At 54.6% G+C, this 16274-nt stretch carries 19 protein-coding genes; 17 read left to right on the top strand and 2 right to left on the bottom strand.

All coding sequences use genetic code 11. From position 1 onward, the window contains the following. Positions 1-62 precede the first annotated feature (62 nt). From tauA to tauD, 4 genes are read left to right on the top strand one after another with little or no spacing between them, the layout of a single operon-like run. Positions 63-1043, top strand: coding sequence for a taurine ABC transporter substrate-binding protein (gene tauA, locus PanJK_RS20500; RefSeq protein ID WP_414858958.1), 981 nt, complete (start codon positions 63-65; stop codon positions 1041-1043). An 11-nt stretch (positions 1044-1054) separates the two neighbouring features. Further along, positions 1055-1822, top strand: a complete 768-nt coding sequence (tauB, locus tag PanJK_RS20495) for a taurine ABC transporter ATP-binding subunit (RefSeq protein WP_256697643.1) — start codon at positions 1055-1057, stop codon at positions 1820-1822. Then, a complete protein-coding gene (gene tauC, locus PanJK_RS20490) occupies positions 1819-2646 on the top strand; it encodes a taurine ABC transporter permease TauC (RefSeq protein ID WP_265302512.1) in 828 nt (275 codons plus the stop codon). The genes tauB and tauC overlap by 4 nt, the downstream gene beginning before the upstream one ends. After that, positions 2643-3482 carry a taurine dioxygenase gene (gene tauD / locus PanJK_RS20485; protein ID WP_265302511.1) on the top strand — a complete coding sequence of 280 codons (840 nt, stop codon included), beginning with the start codon at positions 2643-2645 and terminating at the stop codon, positions 3480-3482. Before tauC ends, tauD begins: the two co-directional genes overlap by 4 nt. A gap of 149 nt (positions 3483-3631) precedes the next feature. Here the strand turns inward: tauD and PanJK_RS20480 are convergent, their stop codons facing one another. After that, entirely contained in the window at positions 3632-5536 is a 1905-nt protein-coding gene (locus PanJK_RS20480) for an ABC transporter ATP-binding protein (protein ID WP_256697640.1), read from the bottom strand. Positions 5537-5650: 114 nt separating this feature from the next. Here PanJK_RS20480 and kefG point away from each other — a divergent pair, with 114 nt between their 5' ends. From kefG to slyD, 4 genes are all read left to right on the top strand, one after another. Further along, complete coding sequence (gene kefG, locus PanJK_RS20475; protein ID WP_256697638.1) at positions 5651-6202, top strand: glutathione-regulated potassium-efflux system ancillary protein KefG; 552 nt, start codon at positions 5651-5653, stop codon at positions 6200-6202. Beyond that, entirely contained in the window at positions 6202-8004 is a 1803-nt protein-coding gene (gene kefB, locus PanJK_RS20470) for a glutathione-regulated potassium-efflux system protein KefB (RefSeq protein WP_008101837.1), read from the top strand. Before kefG ends, kefB begins: the two co-directional genes overlap by 1 nt. Before the next feature lie 45 nt (positions 8005-8049). Beyond that, complete coding sequence (locus PanJK_RS20465; protein WP_265302509.1) at positions 8050-8244, top strand: YheV family putative zinc ribbon protein; 195 nt, start codon at positions 8050-8052, stop codon at positions 8242-8244. Between the two features lie 191 nt (positions 8245-8435). Then, complete coding sequence (slyD, locus tag PanJK_RS20460) at positions 8436-8990, top strand: peptidylprolyl isomerase (protein WP_049851962.1); 555 nt, start codon at positions 8436-8438, stop codon at positions 8988-8990. A 43-nt stretch (positions 8991-9033) separates the two neighbouring features. Here the strand turns inward: slyD and PanJK_RS20455 are convergent, their stop codons facing one another. Then, on the bottom strand, positions 9034-9252 hold the full coding sequence (locus tag PanJK_RS20455; protein ID WP_008102200.1) for a protein SlyX: 219 nt from the start codon (positions 9250-9252) through the stop codon (positions 9034-9036). Positions 9253-9532: 280 nt separating this feature from the next. Between PanJK_RS20455 and fkpA the strand changes: the two genes are divergently transcribed. The 9 genes from fkpA to PanJK_RS20410 form a co-directional block, all read left to right on the top strand. Beyond that, on the top strand, positions 9533-10363 hold the full coding sequence (fkpA, locus tag PanJK_RS20450) for an FKBP-type peptidyl-prolyl cis-trans isomerase (RefSeq protein WP_008102198.1): 831 nt from the start codon (positions 9533-9535) through the stop codon (positions 10361-10363). A 174-nt stretch (positions 10364-10537) separates the two neighbouring features. Further along, positions 10538-11260, top strand: a complete 723-nt coding sequence (locus PanJK_RS20445; protein ID WP_007886240.1) for a transcriptional regulator — start codon at positions 10538-10540, stop codon at positions 11258-11260. After that, positions 11260-11646: a sulfurtransferase complex subunit TusD gene (gene tusD / locus PanJK_RS20440; protein WP_265302508.1), complete on the top strand. Its 387-nt coding sequence runs from the start codon at positions 11260-11262 to the stop codon at positions 11644-11646. The genes PanJK_RS20445 and tusD overlap by 1 nt, the downstream gene beginning before the upstream one ends. Further along, positions 11646-12005, top strand: coding sequence for a sulfurtransferase complex subunit TusC (gene tusC, locus PanJK_RS20435; protein WP_265302507.1), 360 nt, complete (start codon positions 11646-11648; stop codon positions 12003-12005). Before tusD ends, tusC begins: the two co-directional genes overlap by 1 nt. A 9-nt stretch (positions 12006-12014) precedes the next feature. After that, positions 12015-12302, top strand: a complete 288-nt coding sequence (tusB, locus tag PanJK_RS20430; RefSeq protein ID WP_265302506.1) for a sulfurtransferase complex subunit TusB — start codon at positions 12015-12017, stop codon at positions 12300-12302. Between the two features lie 126 nt (positions 12303-12428). Continuing rightward, the gene (rpsL, locus tag PanJK_RS20425) at positions 12429-12803 is read left to right on the top strand and encodes a 30S ribosomal protein S12 (protein WP_006120575.1); all 375 of its coding nucleotides are present in this window, start codon (positions 12429-12431) and stop codon (positions 12801-12803) included. A gap of 96 nt (positions 12804-12899) precedes the next feature. After that, complete coding sequence (gene rpsG / locus PanJK_RS20420; protein ID WP_007886246.1) at positions 12900-13370, top strand: 30S ribosomal protein S7; 471 nt, start codon at positions 12900-12902, stop codon at positions 13368-13370. A 93-nt stretch (positions 13371-13463) separates the two neighbouring features. Beyond that, positions 13464-15578: an elongation factor G gene (fusA, locus tag PanJK_RS20415; protein WP_256697631.1), complete on the top strand. Its 2115-nt coding sequence runs from the start codon at positions 13464-13466 to the stop codon at positions 15576-15578. Positions 15579-15647: 69 nt separating this feature from the next. Next, positions 15648-16274: GTP-binding protein (locus PanJK_RS20410; protein ID WP_265302505.1), on the top strand; the 627-nt coding region annotated here is incomplete at its 3' end.

The following is a 16274-nucleotide window of genomic DNA, read 5'->3' as shown; positions in this document are numbered from 1 at the left end:
TTCCTTTGTGAAATTACTCTTGCTGGAGAAACTGCGCAGACAAAAACACATTGGGGTGAATGATGATGGCGATGAAAAAAACAATAACGGCGGTCGCAGCGGCTCTGGCCCTGATGGCGTTCCAGGCGCAAGCGGTCAACGTTACCGTGGCGTATCAGACGTCGGCGGAACCAGCCAAAGTGGCGCAGGCGGATAATACCTTCGCCAAAGAGAGCGGTGCTACCGTCGACTGGCGCAAATTTGATAGCGGAGCCAGCGTGTTGCGTGCTCTGGCATCGGGCGACGTCCAGATTGGTAATATCGGTTCCAGCCCGCTGGCGGTCGCCGCCACGCAAAAGCTGCCGATTGAAGCTTTCCTGCTGGCCTCTCAGCTCGGTAACTCCGAAGCGCTGGTGGTGAAGAAAACCATCAACGATCCTAAAGACCTGATTGGCAAGCGCATCGCCGTGCCGTTCATCTCGACTACGCACTACAGCTTCCTCGCCGCGCTCAAGCATTGGGGCATCAAGCCTTCGCAAGTGACCTTAGTCAACCTGCAGCCGCCGGCGATTATTGCTGCCTGGAAACGCGGTGATATTGACGGCGCTTACGTCTGGTCTCCGGCGGTCAACGAGCTGGAGAAAGATGGCAAGGTGCTGACGGACTCTTCGCAGGTCGGCAAGTGGGGCGCGCCAACGCTTGATGTGTGGGTGGTGCGTAAAGACTTTGCGCAGCAGCATCCAGAAATCGTCACCGCCTTTGCCCGCAGCGCCGTTGAAGCGCAGCAAGCTTACATTGCCAATCCAGATCAATGGCTGAAGCAGTCAGACAACCTGAGCAAGCTGGCGCGCCTGAGTGGTGTACCCGAAGCGGATGTGCCGGTGCTGGTGAAAGGCAACACGTACCTCACCGCGCAGCAGCAGGTGGAGCAGCTCGGCAAGCCGGTGAACAAGGCGATTGTCGATACTGCCGGCTTCCTGAAAGAGCAGGGCAAAGTGCCAGAAGCGGATAGCGATTACAGCAGCTTCGTCACCACGCGCTTCGTTGCACCCTTAGTGAAATAACCGGAGGCCGTATGCTCAACATCACCCATCTCAATGCGCGTTACGCCGGACAACCCGCGCTACAGGACATCAACCTGCAGCTGGGCAGCCGAGACCTGCTGGTGGTGTTGGGCCCTTCCGGCTGTGGCAAAACCACGCTGCTGAACCTCATCGCCGGTTTTCTGCCGCTGGAATCTGGCAGCATTACGCTGGATGGCAACAAGGTGGAAGGACCGGGCGCGGAACGCGGCGTAGTATTCCAGAATGAAGGCTTGCTGCCGTGGCGCAATGTGATTGATAACGTTTCGTTCGGTTTGCAACTGGCGGGGATGGCGAAGGCAGAGCGTCATACCATCGCACGCCGTTTGATCCGCAAAGTAGGACTGGAAGGGGCAGAACAGCGTTTTATCTGGCAGCTCTCTGGGGGTCAACGTCAGCGCGTGGGCATTGCGCGTGCGCTGGCGGCTGATCCTCAGTTGCTGCTGTTAGATGAGCCGTTCGGTGCCCTGGACGCCTTTACCCGCGAACAGATGCAAACTCTGCTGCTAACGCTGTGGCGTGATACCGGCAAACAGATTCTGCTGATCACTCACGACATCGAAGAAGCGGTGTTCCTCGCCAGCGAACTGGTGCTGCTGTCGCCGGGACCGGGCCGCGTGGTCGAGCGTTTGAAACTCGACTTCGGCCAGCGCTTCGCCGCCGGGGAAGCGTGCCGCAGCATCAAATCCGATCCGGCGTTTATCGAACGTCGCGAATATGTACTGAACCAGGTGTTTTCCCAGCGTGAGGCGTTTATATGAGTGCGGTGATTGATGAGAAAACCCAAGCGCGTCGTCGCGGATTGCGCTGGCCGTTCTCGCGCCAGTTCTCACTCAGCCTTCTCAGCGTTGGCTTGTTGCTGCTGCTGTGGTGGGCGATAACCGCGCTCGGCTTAGTGGCGCCGCTGTTTTTACCGCCGCCGCAAGTGGTGCTACAGAAGCTGATCTTGATTGCCAGCCCGCAAGGCTTTATGGATGCCACGCTTTGGCAGCACTTGGGCGCTAGCCTGGCGCGCATGCTGGTGGCGCTGTTCTTTGCCGCGCTGATTGGCATTCCGGTCGGCATCGCCATGGGCCTGAGCCCGGCGATTCGCGGCTTGATTGATCCGCTGATCGAACTTTATCGCCCGGTGCCGCCGCTGGCTTATCTGCCGCTGATGGTGATCTGGTTTGGCATCGGCGAAACCTCGAAGATTTTACTGATTTATCTGGCGATTTTCGCGCCGGTGACCTTATCGACGCTGGCCGGTGTGAAGAATGCCCAGCAGGTACGGATTCGCGCGGCACAGGCGTTGGGCGCATCGCGCTGGCAGCTGCTGCGCTTCGTGATTCTGCCCGGCGCGCTGCCGGAAATCCTCACCGGCTTGCGCATTGGTCTCGGCGTAGGTTGGTCAACGCTGGTGGCGGCGGAACTGATTGCCGCTACGCGTGGACTCGGCTTTATGGTGCAGTCGGCCGGTGAGTTCCTCGCCACCGACGTGGTGCTGGCCGGGATTGCCGTGATTGCCCTGATTGCTTTTGGCTTAGAACTGGGTCTGCGCGCTTTGCAGCGCCGACTGACGCCCTGGAATGGAGAACAGCAATGAACGAACGACTTTCTTTTACCGCTTTGGGCCCGCATATCGGGGCGCAGGTTAGCGGTGTCGATCTCAGCCGTCCGCTGAGCGATGCCCAGTTTGAACAGCTTTATCATGGCCTGTTGCGCCATCAGGTGCTGTTCCTGCGCAATCAGGTGATTACCCCGGAACAGCAGCGCGCGCTGGCGATTCGCTTTGGCGATCTGCATATCCATCCGGTCTATCCGCATGCGGAAGGCGTGGAAGAGATCATCGTGCTGGATACGCATCAGGATAATCCGCCGGATAACGACAACTGGCACACCGATGTCACCTTTATTCAAACGCCACCGGCAATTGCGATTCTGGCGTCCAAACTGTTACCGGAGAGCGGCGGCGATACCTTGTGGTCAACCGGCATTGCGGCTTATGAAGCGCTTTCTGAGCCGTTTAAAACGCTGTTGAATGGGCTGCAGGCGGAGCACGACTTTAAGAAGTCATTCCAGGAGTACAAATACCGTAAAACCGAGGAAGAGCATCAACGCTGGCAGCAAGCGGTGGCCAAAAATCCACCTGTGCAGCATCCGGTGATTCGTACGCATCCGGTGAGCGGCCGCAAGGCGCTGTTTGTGAATGAAGGGTTTACCACACGTTTGCTGGGCTTAAGCGAAAAAGAGAGCGATGCGCTGCTTAACTTCCTGTTCTGGCATAGCGCCAAACCGGAGTTCCAGGTGCGCTGGCGCTGGCAGGAGAATGATGTGGCGATCTGGGATAACCGCGTGACGCAGCATTATGCCAATGCGGATTATTATCCGGCGCGAAGAGTGATGCATCGTGCGACGGTGTTGGGGGATAAGCCGTTTTAAGTTGGATGGTGCACGCTGTCCCCCATCCCGGCCTTCCCCCGTAAACGGGGGAAGGAGACGCCGCCACATGCAGCTTCATCACTGACATGTGGCAGCATCTTCCTCTCCCATTTATGGGGGAGGACCGAGGAGGGGGACAGCGCGCACAATCAACCCGCCAGCATTTGCTCCAGCTGTTCCTGCGCATCCAGCCATGCCATTTCGACCTCTTCCAGCGCGGCTTTACTCTCAGCCTGACGCTGCAGCGCCACGTTCAAATCGGCTTTGCGGCTCTGATCGTAAATCGCGCTGTCGGCCAGTTGCGCTTCCGCATCACTGAGCTGACTCTGCCACTTCGCCATCTGCTTCTCGAGTTTCTCGATCTCTTTACGCAGCGGCTGCGTTTGTGCACGCAGCTCGGCGTCGCGGCGTTTCTGGTCTTTACGCGATTGCGCGCTGTTGCCGTTATCCTGCTTCGGCGCGGCATCCTGTTGTGCTTGCTGCTTCTGCAGATCGCTCAGCCACTGCTGATAATCTTCCAGATCGCCCTCAAACACATCGACCTTACCGTCGTGCACCAGATAGAGATCGTCGGTGGTGGCGCGCAACAGATGACGATCGTGCGAGACCACCACCAACGCGCCTTCGAAATCAATTAGCGCTTCGGTCAGCGCCTGACGCATATCAAGATCGAGGTGGTTAGTCGGTTCATCGAGCAGCAGCAGGTTTGGGCGCTGCCAGACAATCAATGCCAGCACCAGACGCGCTTTTTCGCCGCCGGAGAAGCGTTCAGTGATTTCGCTGACTTTATCGCCCTGGAAGCCGAAGCCACCAAGATAATCGCGCAGCTGCTGCTCAAGCACTTTCGGTGCGATGCGTGACAAATGCTGCAACGGCGATTCATCGGCGCGCAGATATTCCAGCTGATGCTGGGCGAAGTAACCGAGCTTGATGCCTTTCGCCAGGCCAACTTTGCCATCCAGCGCCTCGAGCTCACCGGCGAGCAGTTTGATTAGCGTCGATTTACCCGCGCCGTTACGGCCCAGCAGGCCAATACGCGAACCCGGCACAAGGTTAAGTTTGATGGCGTCGAGAATGATGCGCTCGCCATAACCGGCGGTGACGCGTTCCATCTTTAGCAACGGATTCGGCAAACTTTCTGGCGCGCGGAAACTGAAGCTAAACGGGTTATCGACGTGTGCTGGCGCAATCAGCTCCATGCGCTCCAGCATTTTGATGCGGCTCTGCGCCTGCTTCGCTTTGGTGGCCTGCGCGCGGAAGCGATCGATATACTTTTGCAGGTGCGCCACTTTTTCCTGCTGGCTCTGGAACAGCGCTTGCTGTTGCGCCAGCTTGGCGACGCGTTGACGTTCGAACGAGCTGTAGTTGCCGGTGTATTCAAACATCGTTTGCTGTTCGATGTGGATGATCTTATCGACCACCGGATCGAGGAAGTCGCGGTCGTGCGAAATCAGTACCAGCGTGCCTTCGTAGCTTTTCAGCCAGCGTTCAAGCCAGATCACGGCATCAAGATCGAGGTGGTTGGTCGGTTCATCGAGCAGCAGCAGATCGGAACGGCACACCAGCGCCTGCGCGAGGTTGAGGCGCATGCGCCAGCCACCGGAGAAATCGCTCACCGGCCGCATTAATTGTTCCTGGCTAAAGCCCAAACCGTGCAACAAACTTGAGGCGCGAGCAGGTATGCTCCACGCCTGAATCGCATCCAGCTTGCCGTGCACCAGGGCGATGACGTTGCCATCGTTGCGCCCATTGGCGTCGGCTAATTCAGATTCAAGCTGACGATATTCACGGTCGCCGTCGATAACATACTCCAGCGCGGGTTTGCTCAGCGCCGGGGTTTCCTGATTGACCCACGCCAGCGCCCAGTTGCTTGGGAAGGTGGCGTTACCTGCATCGCTGCTGATCTCGCCCTTCAGCAATGACAGCAGCGTCGATTTGCCGCAGCCGTTTTTACCCACTAAGCCCACTTTCTGGCCAGGGTTTATGGTGGCTGTTGCGTTATCCAGCAGCACATTGGTGCCGCGGCGAATTTGTAGTGCTGAAAAGACAATCATAAGCGCCGTATCGTCAGAATATGTTAATTTACCGGCAACATAATTCGAGAAAATTTGTTGCGTCGAGCATGGTAGCGGAATTCCTGTGCCGTGACGACGCTTTGGAGGGGAACGATGTCGCAGCCACCCAAAATATTGCTGCTTTACGCCCATCCGGAATCACAGGATTCGATTGCTAATCGGGTTTTGCTGCAGTCGGCTATGGAACTGGACCACGTCACGGTGCACGATTTATACGCCCACTATCCGGATTTCTTTATTGATATTCACCATGAGCAACAGTTGCTGCGCGAACATCAAATCGTTGTATTCCAACATCCACTTTATACCTACAGCTGCCCGGCGCTCCTGAAGGAGTGGCTGGATCGTGTGCTGTCGCGCGGCTTTGCCAGCGGTCCGGATGGCAATGCGCTGGAAGGCAAATACTGGCGCAGCGTGGTGACCACCGGCGAACCGGAAGCGGCGTATCACCCTAGCGGCCTGAATCGCTATCCGATGAGTGACATCATGCGTCCGTTTGAGCTGACGGCGCAGATGTGTCGCATGCACTGGATGACGCCGATGGTGATTCACTGGGCGCGTCGGCAGACGCCGGAAGTGATGCGTAATTTTGCGCGAGCATACGGTGACTGGCTGGCTTCACCGCTGCCGCAAGGAGGTGTGTGATGGAAGGCGAAACGTTACTGACGGCGGGCGTCATTTATCTGGTTGCGGCGGTGCTGATTGTGCCGATTGCGGCGCGTCTCGGCATTGGCGCGGTGCTGGGCTATTTGCTGGCCGGTATTGCGATTGGTCCGTGGGGATTGGGTTTCATCAGCGACGTTGAGGAGATTCTGCACTTCTCCGAACTCGGCGTGGTGTTCCTGATGTTCATCATCGGGCTGGAACTGAACCCGTCGAAACTTTGGGCGCTGCGCCGTTCTATCTTTGGCGTGGGCGCCGCTCAGGTGCTGATCTCCGCCGCCATTCTCGGTGGATTGCTGTGGCTGACCGACTTTAGCTGGCAGGCAGCGGTGATTGGCGGTATTGGCCTGGCGATGTCTTCCACAGCGATGGCGCTGCAGCTGATGCGCGATAAAGGCATGAACCGCAGTGAATCGGGGCAGCTCGGTTTCTCGGTGTTGCTGTTCCAGGATTTGGCGGTGATTCCCGCGTTGGCATTGGTGCCACTGCTGGCGGGCGGCGATAGCGGTCACGTTGACTGGTTGAAAGTCGGGATGAAAGTGCTGGCGTTCGGCGGGATGCTGATTGGTGGCCGTTATCTGCTGCGCCCGATTCTGCGCTTTATTGCCGCATCCGGCGTACGCGAAGTGTTTACTGCCGCGTCGCTGCTGCTGGTGCTGGGTTCGGCGCTGTTTATGGACGCGCTCGGCCTGTCGATGGCGCTGGGTACTTTTATCGCCGGTATTCTGTTGGCGGAAAGTGAATACCGCCACGAGCTGGAAGTGGCCATCGAACCGTTCAAAGGCTTGCTGTTGGGCTTGTTCTTTATTTCGGTTGGCATGGCGCTGAATCTCGGCGTGCTTTATACCCACATCACTGAAATTTTGCTGGGCGTGCTGATTCTGGTGACGGTGAAAACGCTGGTGCTGTATGTGCTGGGGCGCATTTATGGCCTGCGCAGTTCAGAGCGCCAGCAGTTTGCCGGTGTGTTAAGCCAGGGTGGCGAATTTGCCTTTGTGCTGTTCTCGGCAGCGTCATCGGCCAAAATGTTCAGCGGCGACCAAATGCCGCTGCTGCTGGTAACGGTGACGTTGTCGATGATGACCACGCCGCTGCTGATGAACGGCATCGACCGTTTACTGGCGCATCGCTTTAATGAACCCGATGAAAATGCCGAGAAGCACTTTGTCGAAGACGATCAGCCGCAGGTCATTGTGGTGGGCTTTGGTCGTTTTGGTCAGGTGGTTGGCCGTTTGCTGATGGCGAACAATAAACGTATTACGGTGCTGGAGCGCGATATCTCGGCGGTGAGCCTGATGCGTAAATATGGCTATAAGGTTTATTATGGCGACGCCACCGAGCTGGAGCTGCTGCGTGCGGCGGGCGCGGAGAATGCGCAATCCATCGTCATTACCTGCAACGATCCGGAAGATTCGATGACCATCGTGCAGCTGTGTCAGCAGCACTTCCCGCAGCTGGAAATCCTGGCGCGTGCGCGTGGACGTGTTGAGGCGCACGAACTGTTGCAGGCGGGCGTCACGCTGTTCTCACGTGAGACGTTCTCCAGTGCGCTGGAGCTGGGCCGCAAAACGCTGATCTCGCTGGGCATGCATCCGCATCAGGCGCAGCGCGCACAGCAACATTTCCGTCGTCTGGATATGCGCATGCTGCGTGAACTGGTGCCAAGCCATGATGACAGCGCGCAGGTTTCACGTGTGCGTGAGGCGCGGCGCGAGCTGGAGGATATCTTCCAACGCGAAATGCAGCACGAAAAACGCCAGTTCGACGGCTGGGATGACGAGTAGATCTATACTTACTTAATCCGTTCATTAACGACGGCAGGAAACAGTATGCGTAAACGCTTTATAGCCGGTGCGGTTTGTCCAAAGTGCCAGGCAAAAGATACCTTGGCGTTGTGGCGTGAAAACAACGTTGAAGTGGTGGAATGTGTTCAGTGCGGTCATCAGATGCGTGAGGCTGACAAGCAGGTGCGCGATCAGATTCGCACTAACGAGCAAGTGATCGGCGTTTTTCATCCTGAGTAGCGCAATGGCGCAGCTTTTTTTAAGCTTGAACTTACAGCGGGATTGAATTCCGCTACAATCGGCGCCATTAACGCTGAGCAGTATGCCGCAACACTATTGGCATCCTCAGTCTTGAACCTTTCTGGTTGGTTTATTGCACGCAAAATTGACCAATGGGACGGGATCTTAGTTCTCAACGGTTAGGAGATATCATGAAAGTAGCAAAAGACCTGGTGGTGAGCCTGGCGTATCAGGTTCGTACCGAAGACGGTGTGTTGGTTGACGAGTCACCGGTGAGTGCACCGTTGGACTATCTGCACGGTCATGGTTCCCTGATTTCTGGTCTGGAAAAAGCGCTGGAAAATCATGATGTAGGCGATAAGTTTGACGTGCATATCCCGGCGAACGACGCTTACGGTCAATACGATGACAACCTCGTACAGCGCGTACCAAAAGACGTGTTCATGGGCGTTGATGAACTGCAGGTTGGCATGCGCTTCCTGGCAGAAACCGATCAAGGTCCAGTACCGGTTGAAATCACCGAAGTTGAAGATGAGCACGTGGTGGTTGATGGTAACCACATGCTGGCGGGTCAGAACCTGAACTTCAACGTGGAAGTTGTGGCGATTCGCGCAGCGACCGAAGAAGAGCTGGCGCACGGTCACGTGCATGGCGCGGATGGTCATCATCACGATCATGACCACGACCATGGTCACGATCACGGCCAGGGCGGCTGTGGCACTGGCGGTTGCGGCTGCAGCCACTAATCAGTGTGATGCTGGCAAGGCCACCTTCGGGTGGCCTTTTCTTTTAGTAATGCGGCGGCGGCGTTTCTTCTGACTGTGATGCGATCATCGACGGCGCGCTATCTTTCACTTTATCGATTAACAGACGGACTTGCTCACGCAGTCTGATCATCTCCAGCTCATGCTGAACCACCGTTTGATTGAGCTGATCGATGGTGTATTCCTGAAAAGCCAGCTTGCTCTCCAGCGCCTCAAGGCGTTGTTCCCATTCTGTTGGTTGCATGATCTTTCCTCATCTTGCGGTGCTGCGCGTTAATCTGTTTCGGGCGTGATTCTACGGCGTTTCGCTTCAGAATCACCTGATATTTTACCTTTCCGCGTCATGCTGCATTGAAACGGCGCATAACGCCTATATCTCTGATGAAACTTCCTGAAGCAAAAAAGGTCGGAGGTTAAACGGGTAATTACATTGTGGGAGTGTTCGCCGCTGCCACGTAAAGTTATAGTGTGGGCCTCAGTCCGCAATGATTCCCGAGGTTAGAGGCTTCGGTTTTGGAGAAAGGATGAATTCACTGTTTAAAGTCACATTGTTAGCTACCACCATGGCCTTCGCGCTGAATGCACCGCTGGCAATGGCAGCAGAAACCGCCGCTGCTCCAGCAGACGCCGCTCAGGCCGCGCCGCAAGCACCGAAAAATGCTGCCTTCAAAAACGAAGATCAGCAATCAGCCTATGCACTTGGCGCGTCCCTTGGTCGCTACATGGACAACTCTCTGAAGGAACAAGAGAAGCTGGGCATCAAACTGGATAAAGATCAGTTGATCGCGGGTGTTCAGGACGCCTTTGGCGGCAAGAGCAAACTCTCTGATCAAGAGATCGAGCAAACCCTGCAGGCCTTTGAAGGCCGCGTGAAAGGTGCAGCTCAGGCGAAGATGGAAAAAGACGCGAAAGAAAACTCCGATAAGGGCTCTGCTTACGCTGACAAATTCGCCAAAGAAAAAGGCGTGAAGAAAACTGAATCTGGCCTGCTGTATCAGGTAGAGAAAGAAGGTACCGGTGACGTACCAAAAGACAGCGACACTGTGGTGGTGAACTACAAAGGTACGCTGATCGACGGTACTGAGTTCGATAACTCATATACTCGTGGCGAGCCGCTGTCGTTCCGTCTGGACGGTGTGATTCCGGGCTGGACCGAAGGTCTGAAGCACGTGAAGAAAGGCGGCAAGATCAAGCTGGTGATCCCACCGAACCTGGCTTACGGCAAAAATGGCGTTCCGGGTATTCCGGCTAACTCCACGCTGGTGTTCGATGTCGAACTGCTCGACATCAAGCCAGCGCCGAAAGCGGATGAAAAAGCGCAGGCTCCAGTCGCTGGCGATCAGAAAGCGCAGTAATCTGAACTTTCTGCACCACGCCGCCTACGGGCGGCGTTTTTATTTCGGAGATAGAGGTAAAGGTCTGGCTAAAGACCATGACATTTGCCAGACTAACGCCTGCTTAACTATCACCATATGAGTCTGCCCCAATGCTGTCGAGACAGGCTCCAGCCATTTAGGGTAATGTCTTCGATGTCTAATCCATTCAATCCCGGTGAACTGACTGACTTCGATTTACTGGAGCAACGTCCGTTCGAGCAAGCAGACTACGATATCCTCAAATCCTACGAAGCCGTTGTCGATGGCCTGGCGATGCTAATTGGCTCGCACTGCGAAATCGTGTTGCACTCGCTGGAAGATTTGAAGTGTTCTGCGGTGCGTATCGCCAACGGTGAACATACCGGGCGTAAAGTGGGTTCGCCGATTACCGATTTGGCCCTGCGTATGCTGCACGATATGCACGGCGCAGACAGCAATGTCTCCAGAGCCTACTTCACGCGCGCGAAAAGCGGCGTGCTGATGAAATCGGTCACTATCGCGATTCGTAATCGTCAGCAGCGCGTCATTGGCTTGCTGTGCATCAACATGAACCTCGACGTGCCGTTCTCACAAATTATGTCGACTTTTATGCCGCCGGAAATGCAGCAAGTGGATTCCAACGTCAATTTTGCCAGCTCGGTGGAGGACCTGGTGATGCAGACGCTGGAGTTCGCAATAGAAGAAGTGAGCGCTGACCGTAACGTTTCTAACAATGCTAAGAATCGGCAGATCGTGCTCAATATGTATGAGAAGGGCATTTTCGACATCAAAGACGCGATTAACCAGGTGGCCGATCGCCTTAATATCTCCAAGCACACCGTTTACCTCTATATTCGCCAGTTTAAAAGCGGTGATTTTCAGGGGCAGGATCGCTGATGCGCTACACCTTGCTGGTCACCGGACCGGCATACGGCACGCAACATGCCAGCAGCGCGCTGCTGTTTGCGCGTGTGCTGATAAAGTCCGGACATCAGCTGGAAAGCGTGTTCTTCTATCGTGAAGGCGTGTTGAACGCCAACCAGCTGAGCGCGCCGGCCAGCGATGAAGTGGATATGGTGCGTGAATGGCAGCAGCTGCGTGCTGAAAGTGGCGCCGCTCTGAATATCTGCGTGGCGGCTGCATTACGACGTGGCGTAACCGACGCGCAGGAAGCCGCGCGCTTACAACTGGCGGGCAGCAATTTACAGCCAGGTTTTGAACTCAGCGGTTTGGGCGCACTGGCTGAAGCCGCGCTGAGCTGCGATCGTCTGGTGCAATTCTGATGAACCGCGTGGCGTTTCTGTTTACTCAGGCACCGCACGGAAGTAGTGCGGGCAGGGAAGGGCTGGATGCTGTGCTGGCGACGGGCGCATTAAGCGAAGATATCGGTCTGTTCTTTATCGGGGATGGCGTGCTGCAGCTCAATTGCGACCAGCAGCCTGAGCAGATTCTGGCGCGCAACTACATCGCGACCTTTGGCGTGCTGGCGCTGTACGATATCGATCAGTGTTTTGTCTGCGCCGATTCGCTGTTGGCGCGCGGACAAAGTTTGACGGCTGAACGCGTGCTGGCTGCTGAGGTGCTGGATGCTGCATCGCTACGCGAAAAGCTGGCTACCTATCATCGTGTTATTCGATTCTGAGAACTGATCATGCTTTACACGTTGCTGCAATCTCCCTGGCAATGCGATCTCGATAGCCTGCTGCTTTTATTGCAGGAAGGCGACGATCTGCTTTTATTGCAGGATGGCGTAACTGCCGCATTGGCTGGCAGCCAGGTGTTAACCAGGCTGAGCGCATCGCCGGCTGCGCTGTGGGTATTAGAAGAAGATGTGGCGGCGCGCGGCCTGATTGAGCAAATTTCGACCAAAGTAGCACGTTTAGACTATACTGGTTTCGTTGCGTTAACAGCAAAGCACCAACAACAAGTGGCCTGGTAAGAGCGAAAACCTGGTTATTTCTTGACACCCTTTTGACACAGCCCTAAAATTCTGCCTCCTCGTAGTAATACGAGGCGATTTATTACGTGTTTACGAAGCAAAAAGCTAAATCCCAGGAGCTATTTAATGGCAACAGTTAACCAGCTGGTTCGCAAACCACGCGTACGCAAAGTTGCAAAGAGCAACGTGCCTGCGCTGGAAGCTTGCCCGCAGAAACGTGGTGTATGTACTCGTGTGTACACCACTACCCCTAAAAAACCAAACTCAGCACTGCGTAAAGTTTGCCGTGTGCGTTTGACTAACGGTTTTGAAGTTACCTCCTACATCGGCGGTGAAGGTCATAACCTGCAGGAGCACTCCGTGATCCTGATCCGTGGCGGTCGTGTTAAAGACTTGCCAGGTGTGCGTTACCACACCGTTCGTGGCGCGCTGGACTGCTCAGGTGTTAAAGACCGTAAGCAGTCACGCTCCAAGTACGGCGTGAAGAAGCCAAAGGCTTAATGGTTCTCCGTTAAGTAAGGCCAAACGTTTTAACTTAAATGTCAAACTAAACTCGTAGAGTTTTGGACAATCCTGAATTAACAACGGAGTATTTCCATGCCACGTCGTCGCGTCATTGGTCAGCGTAAAATTCTGCCGGATCCTAAGTTCGGATCAGAGCTGCTGGCTAAATTTGTAAATATCCTGATGGTAGATGGTAAAAAATCTACTGCTGAATCTATCGTCTATACCGCGCTTGATACCCTGGCTCAACGCGCTGGTAAAGATGGCCTGGAAGCGTTCGAGGTTGCTCTCGAAAACGTACGTCCGACTGTCGAAGTTAAGTCACGTCGCGTTGGTGGTTCTACCTACCAGGTTCCAGTTGAAGTCCGTCCGGTTCGTCGTAATGCCCTGGCAATGCGTTGGATCGTAGAAGCTGCTCGTAAACGCGGTGATAAATCTATGGCTCTCCGCCTGGCGAACGAACTTTCTGATGCTGCAGAGAACAAAGGTACTGCAGTTAAGAAACGTGAAGACGTTCACCGCATGGCTGAAGCCAACAAGGCGTTCGCACACTACCGCTGGTAACAGCAACGTAGTTGTTATAAACCCAGCGGGCGTCCCAGTGACTCACCTGCTGGGCTTTTTTAACTTAGAACGTCTCAGAATCAGAGGAATCAAATGGCTCGTAAAACACCCATTGAGCGCTACCGTAACATTGGTATCAGTGCGCACATCGACGCCGGTAAGACTACAACTACCGAACGTGTTCTGTTCTACACCGGTGTAAACCACAAAATCGGTGAAGTTCATGACGGCGCAGCAACCATGGACTGGATGGAGCAGGAGCAGGAACGTGGTATTACCATCACGTCCGCTGCAACTACCTGTTTCTGGTCTGGTATGGCTAAGCAGTTTGAACCACACCACGTAAACATCATCGACACCCCGGGACACGTTGACTTCACCATCGAAGTTGAGCGTTCTATGCGTGTGCTTGATGGCGCAGTAATGGTTTACTGTGCAGTTGGTGGTGTTCAGCCACAGTCTGAAACCGTATGGCGCCAGGCTAACAAATATAAAGTTCCACGCATCGCGTTCGTTAACAAAATGGACCGCATGGGTGCTAACTTCCTGAAAGTTGTTGAGCAGATGCAAGTGCGCTTGGGTGCAAACCCAGTTCCACTTCAACTGGCTATCGGCGCAGAAGAAGGTTTCACCGGTGTTGTTGACCTGGTGAAAATGAAAGCGATCAACTGGAACGATGCCGATCAGGGCGTTACCTTCGTTTACGAAGATATCCCAGCTGATATGCAGGAACTGGCTGAAGAATGGCGTGCGAAGCTGGTTGAAGCCGCTGCTGAGGGTTCTGATGAGCTGATGGAGAAATTCTTCGGCGGTGAAGAACTGACAGAAGAAGAGATCAAAACTTCTCTGCGTAAGCGCGTACTGAAAAACGAAATCATCCTGGTTACCTGTGGTTCTGCATTTAAGAACAAAGGTGTTCAGGCGATGCTGGATGCGGTAGTTGAATACCTGCCAGCACCGACTGACGTTACCGCGATTAACGGTATGCTGGACGACGGTAAAGACACGCCGGCTGAGCGTCATTCCGATGACAAAGAGCCGTTTGCTGCGCTGGCGTTCAAAATCGCTACCGACCCGTTTGTTGGTAACCTGACCTTCTTCCGCGTTTACTCTGGTGTTGTTAACACCGGTGACACCGTGTACAACCCGGTTAAGTCAAACCGTGAGCGTCTGGGCCGTATCGTTCAGATGCATGCGAACAAACGTGAAGAGATCAAGGAAGTTCGTGCAGGCGATATCGCCGCTGCGATCGGTTTGAAAGACGTAACTACTGGTGACACCCTGTGTGACCCAGACAACGTCATCATTCTTGAGCGTATGGAATTCCCTGAGCCGGTAATCTCTATCGCCGTTGAGCCGAAAACCAAAGCTGACCAGGAAAAAATGGGTCTGGCTCTGGGTCGTCTGGCGAAGGAAGATCCATCATTCCGTGTATGGACTGATGAAGAAACCAACCAGACCATCATCGCTGGTATGGGTGAGCTGCACCTCGACATCATCGTTGACCGCATGAAGCGTGAATTCAACGTTGAAGCGAACGTCGGTAAACCTCAGGTTGCTTACCGTGAAGCGATTCGCGCGAAAGTTACCGATATCGAAGGTAAACACGCCAAGCAGTCAGGTGGTCGTGGTCAGTACGGTCATGTTGTTATCGACATGTACCCACTGGAGCCAGGTGTGAACCCGAAAGGTTACGAATTTGTCAACGATATCAAGGGCGGTGTGATTCCAACTGAATACATCCCTGCGGTTGATAAAGGTCTCCAGGAGCAGCTGAAATCAGGTCCACTGGCTGGTTATCCGGTAGTTGATCTGGGTGTTCGTCTGCACTTCGGTTCATACCATGATGTCGACTCCTCTGAGCTGGCGTTTAAACTGGCTGCATCTTTGGCCTTTAAAGATGGCTTTAAGAAAGCACAACCAGTGCTGCTTGAGCCAATCATGAAGGTTGAAGTAGAGACTCCGGAAGAGAACACCGGTGACGTTATCGGTGACCTTAGCCGTCGTCGTGGTATGCTCAAAGGACAGGAATCTAACGCTACTGGCGTTCAGATCCATGCTGAAGTTCCGCTGTCTGAAATGTTCGGATATGCAACCCAGCTGCGTTCTCTGACCAAAGGCCGTGCTTCTTACTCCATGGAGTTCCTGAAGTACGATGATGCGCCGAACAACGTCGCTCAGGCCGTTATTGAAGCTCGTAGCAAATAAGCTACGGTTTAAAAATTGTGAACTGATGCCTTCATGACTCATGAAGGCACAACGTAAGGAATTATCGCCATGGCGAAAGAGCAATTTCAGCGTAACAAACTGCACGTAAACGTCGGCACCATCGGTCACGTTGACCATGGTAAAACCACTCTGACTGCAGCAATCACCACCGTTCTGGCTAAAACCTACGGCGGTAAGGCAAGCAAATTCGACGAGATCGATAAAGCGCCAGAAGAGAAAGCACGTGGTATCACCATCAACACTTCTCACGTTGAATATGAAACCCCGACTCGCCACTATGCGCACGTTGACTGCCCAGGCCACGCCGACTATGTGAAAAACATGATCACCGGTGCTGCGCAGATGGACGGCGCGATCCTGGTTGTTGCTGCGACTGATGGCCCTATGCCACAGACCCGTGAGCACATCCTGCTGGGTCGTCAGGTTGGCGTTCCTTACATCATCGTGTTCCTGAACAAGTGCGACATGGTTGATGATGAAGAGCTGCTGGAACTGGTTGAGATGGAAGTACGTGACCTGCTGTCAGCATATGACTTCCCAGGCGACGACACCCCAATCGTTCGTGGTTCTGCTCTGAAAGCGCTGGAAGGCGAAGCTGAGTGGGAAGCTAAAATCATTGAGCTGGCTGAGCATCTGGATACTTATATCCCAGAGCCAGTTCGTGCAATCGACATG

Source organism: Pantoea sp. JK, assembly GCF_026130245.1.
GTDB lineage: Bacteria > Pseudomonadota > Gammaproteobacteria > Enterobacterales > Enterobacteriaceae > Pantoea > Pantoea trifolii.
Note: the sequence above shows the minus strand (reverse complement) of the source record. Positions and strands in the feature narration are given on the sequence as shown.

Bases quoted from the DNA above. Each gene is read 5' to 3' on its own strand.
- PanJK_RS20480 (WP_256697640.1), bottom strand. From the start codon at position 5,536: ATGATTGTCTTTTCAGCACTACAAATTCGCCGCGGCACCAATGTGCTG.
- PanJK_RS20465 (WP_265302509.1), top strand. From the start codon at position 8,050: ATGCGTAAACGCTTTATAGCCGGTGCGGTTTGTCCAAAGTGCCAGGCA.
- tauC (WP_265302512.1), top strand. From the start codon at position 1,819: ATGAGTGCGGTGATTGATGAGAAAACCCAAGCGCGTCGTCGCGGATTG.
- rpsL (WP_006120575.1), top strand. From the start codon at position 12,429: ATGGCAACAGTTAACCAGCTGGTTCGCAAACCACGCGTACGCAAAGTT.
- tusD (WP_265302508.1), top strand. From the start codon at position 11,260: ATGCGCTACACCTTGCTGGTCACCGGACCGGCATACGGCACGCAACAT.
- kefB (WP_008101837.1), top strand. From the start codon at position 6,202: ATGGAAGGCGAAACGTTACTGACGGCGGGCGTCATTTATCTGGTTGCG.
- tusB (WP_265302506.1), top strand. From the start codon at position 12,015: ATGCTTTACACGTTGCTGCAATCTCCCTGGCAATGCGATCTCGATAGC.
- fusA (WP_256697631.1), top strand. From the start codon at position 13,464: ATGGCTCGTAAAACACCCATTGAGCGCTACCGTAACATTGGTATCAGT.
- tauD (WP_265302511.1), top strand. From the start codon at position 2,643: ATGAACGAACGACTTTCTTTTACCGCTTTGGGCCCGCATATCGGGGCG.
- tauA (WP_414858958.1), top strand. From the start codon at position 63: ATGATGGCGATGAAAAAAACAATAACGGCGGTCGCAGCGGCTCTGGCC.
- slyD (WP_049851962.1), top strand. From the start codon at position 8,436: ATGAAAGTAGCAAAAGACCTGGTGGTGAGCCTGGCGTATCAGGTTCGT.
- tauB (WP_256697643.1), top strand. From the start codon at position 1,055: ATGCTCAACATCACCCATCTCAATGCGCGTTACGCCGGACAACCCGCG.
- PanJK_RS20445 (WP_007886240.1), top strand. From the start codon at position 10,538: ATGTCTAATCCATTCAATCCCGGTGAACTGACTGACTTCGATTTACTG.
- rpsG (WP_007886246.1), top strand. From the start codon at position 12,900: ATGCCACGTCGTCGCGTCATTGGTCAGCGTAAAATTCTGCCGGATCCT.
- kefG (WP_256697638.1), top strand. From the start codon at position 5,651: ATGTCGCAGCCACCCAAAATATTGCTGCTTTACGCCCATCCGGAATCA.
- tusC (WP_265302507.1), top strand. From the start codon at position 11,646: ATGAACCGCGTGGCGTTTCTGTTTACTCAGGCACCGCACGGAAGTAGT.
- fkpA (WP_008102198.1), top strand. From the start codon at position 9,533: ATGAATTCACTGTTTAAAGTCACATTGTTAGCTACCACCATGGCCTTC.
- PanJK_RS20455 (WP_008102200.1), bottom strand. From the start codon at position 9,252: ATGCAACCAACAGAATGGGAACAACGCCTTGAGGCGCTGGAGAGCAAG.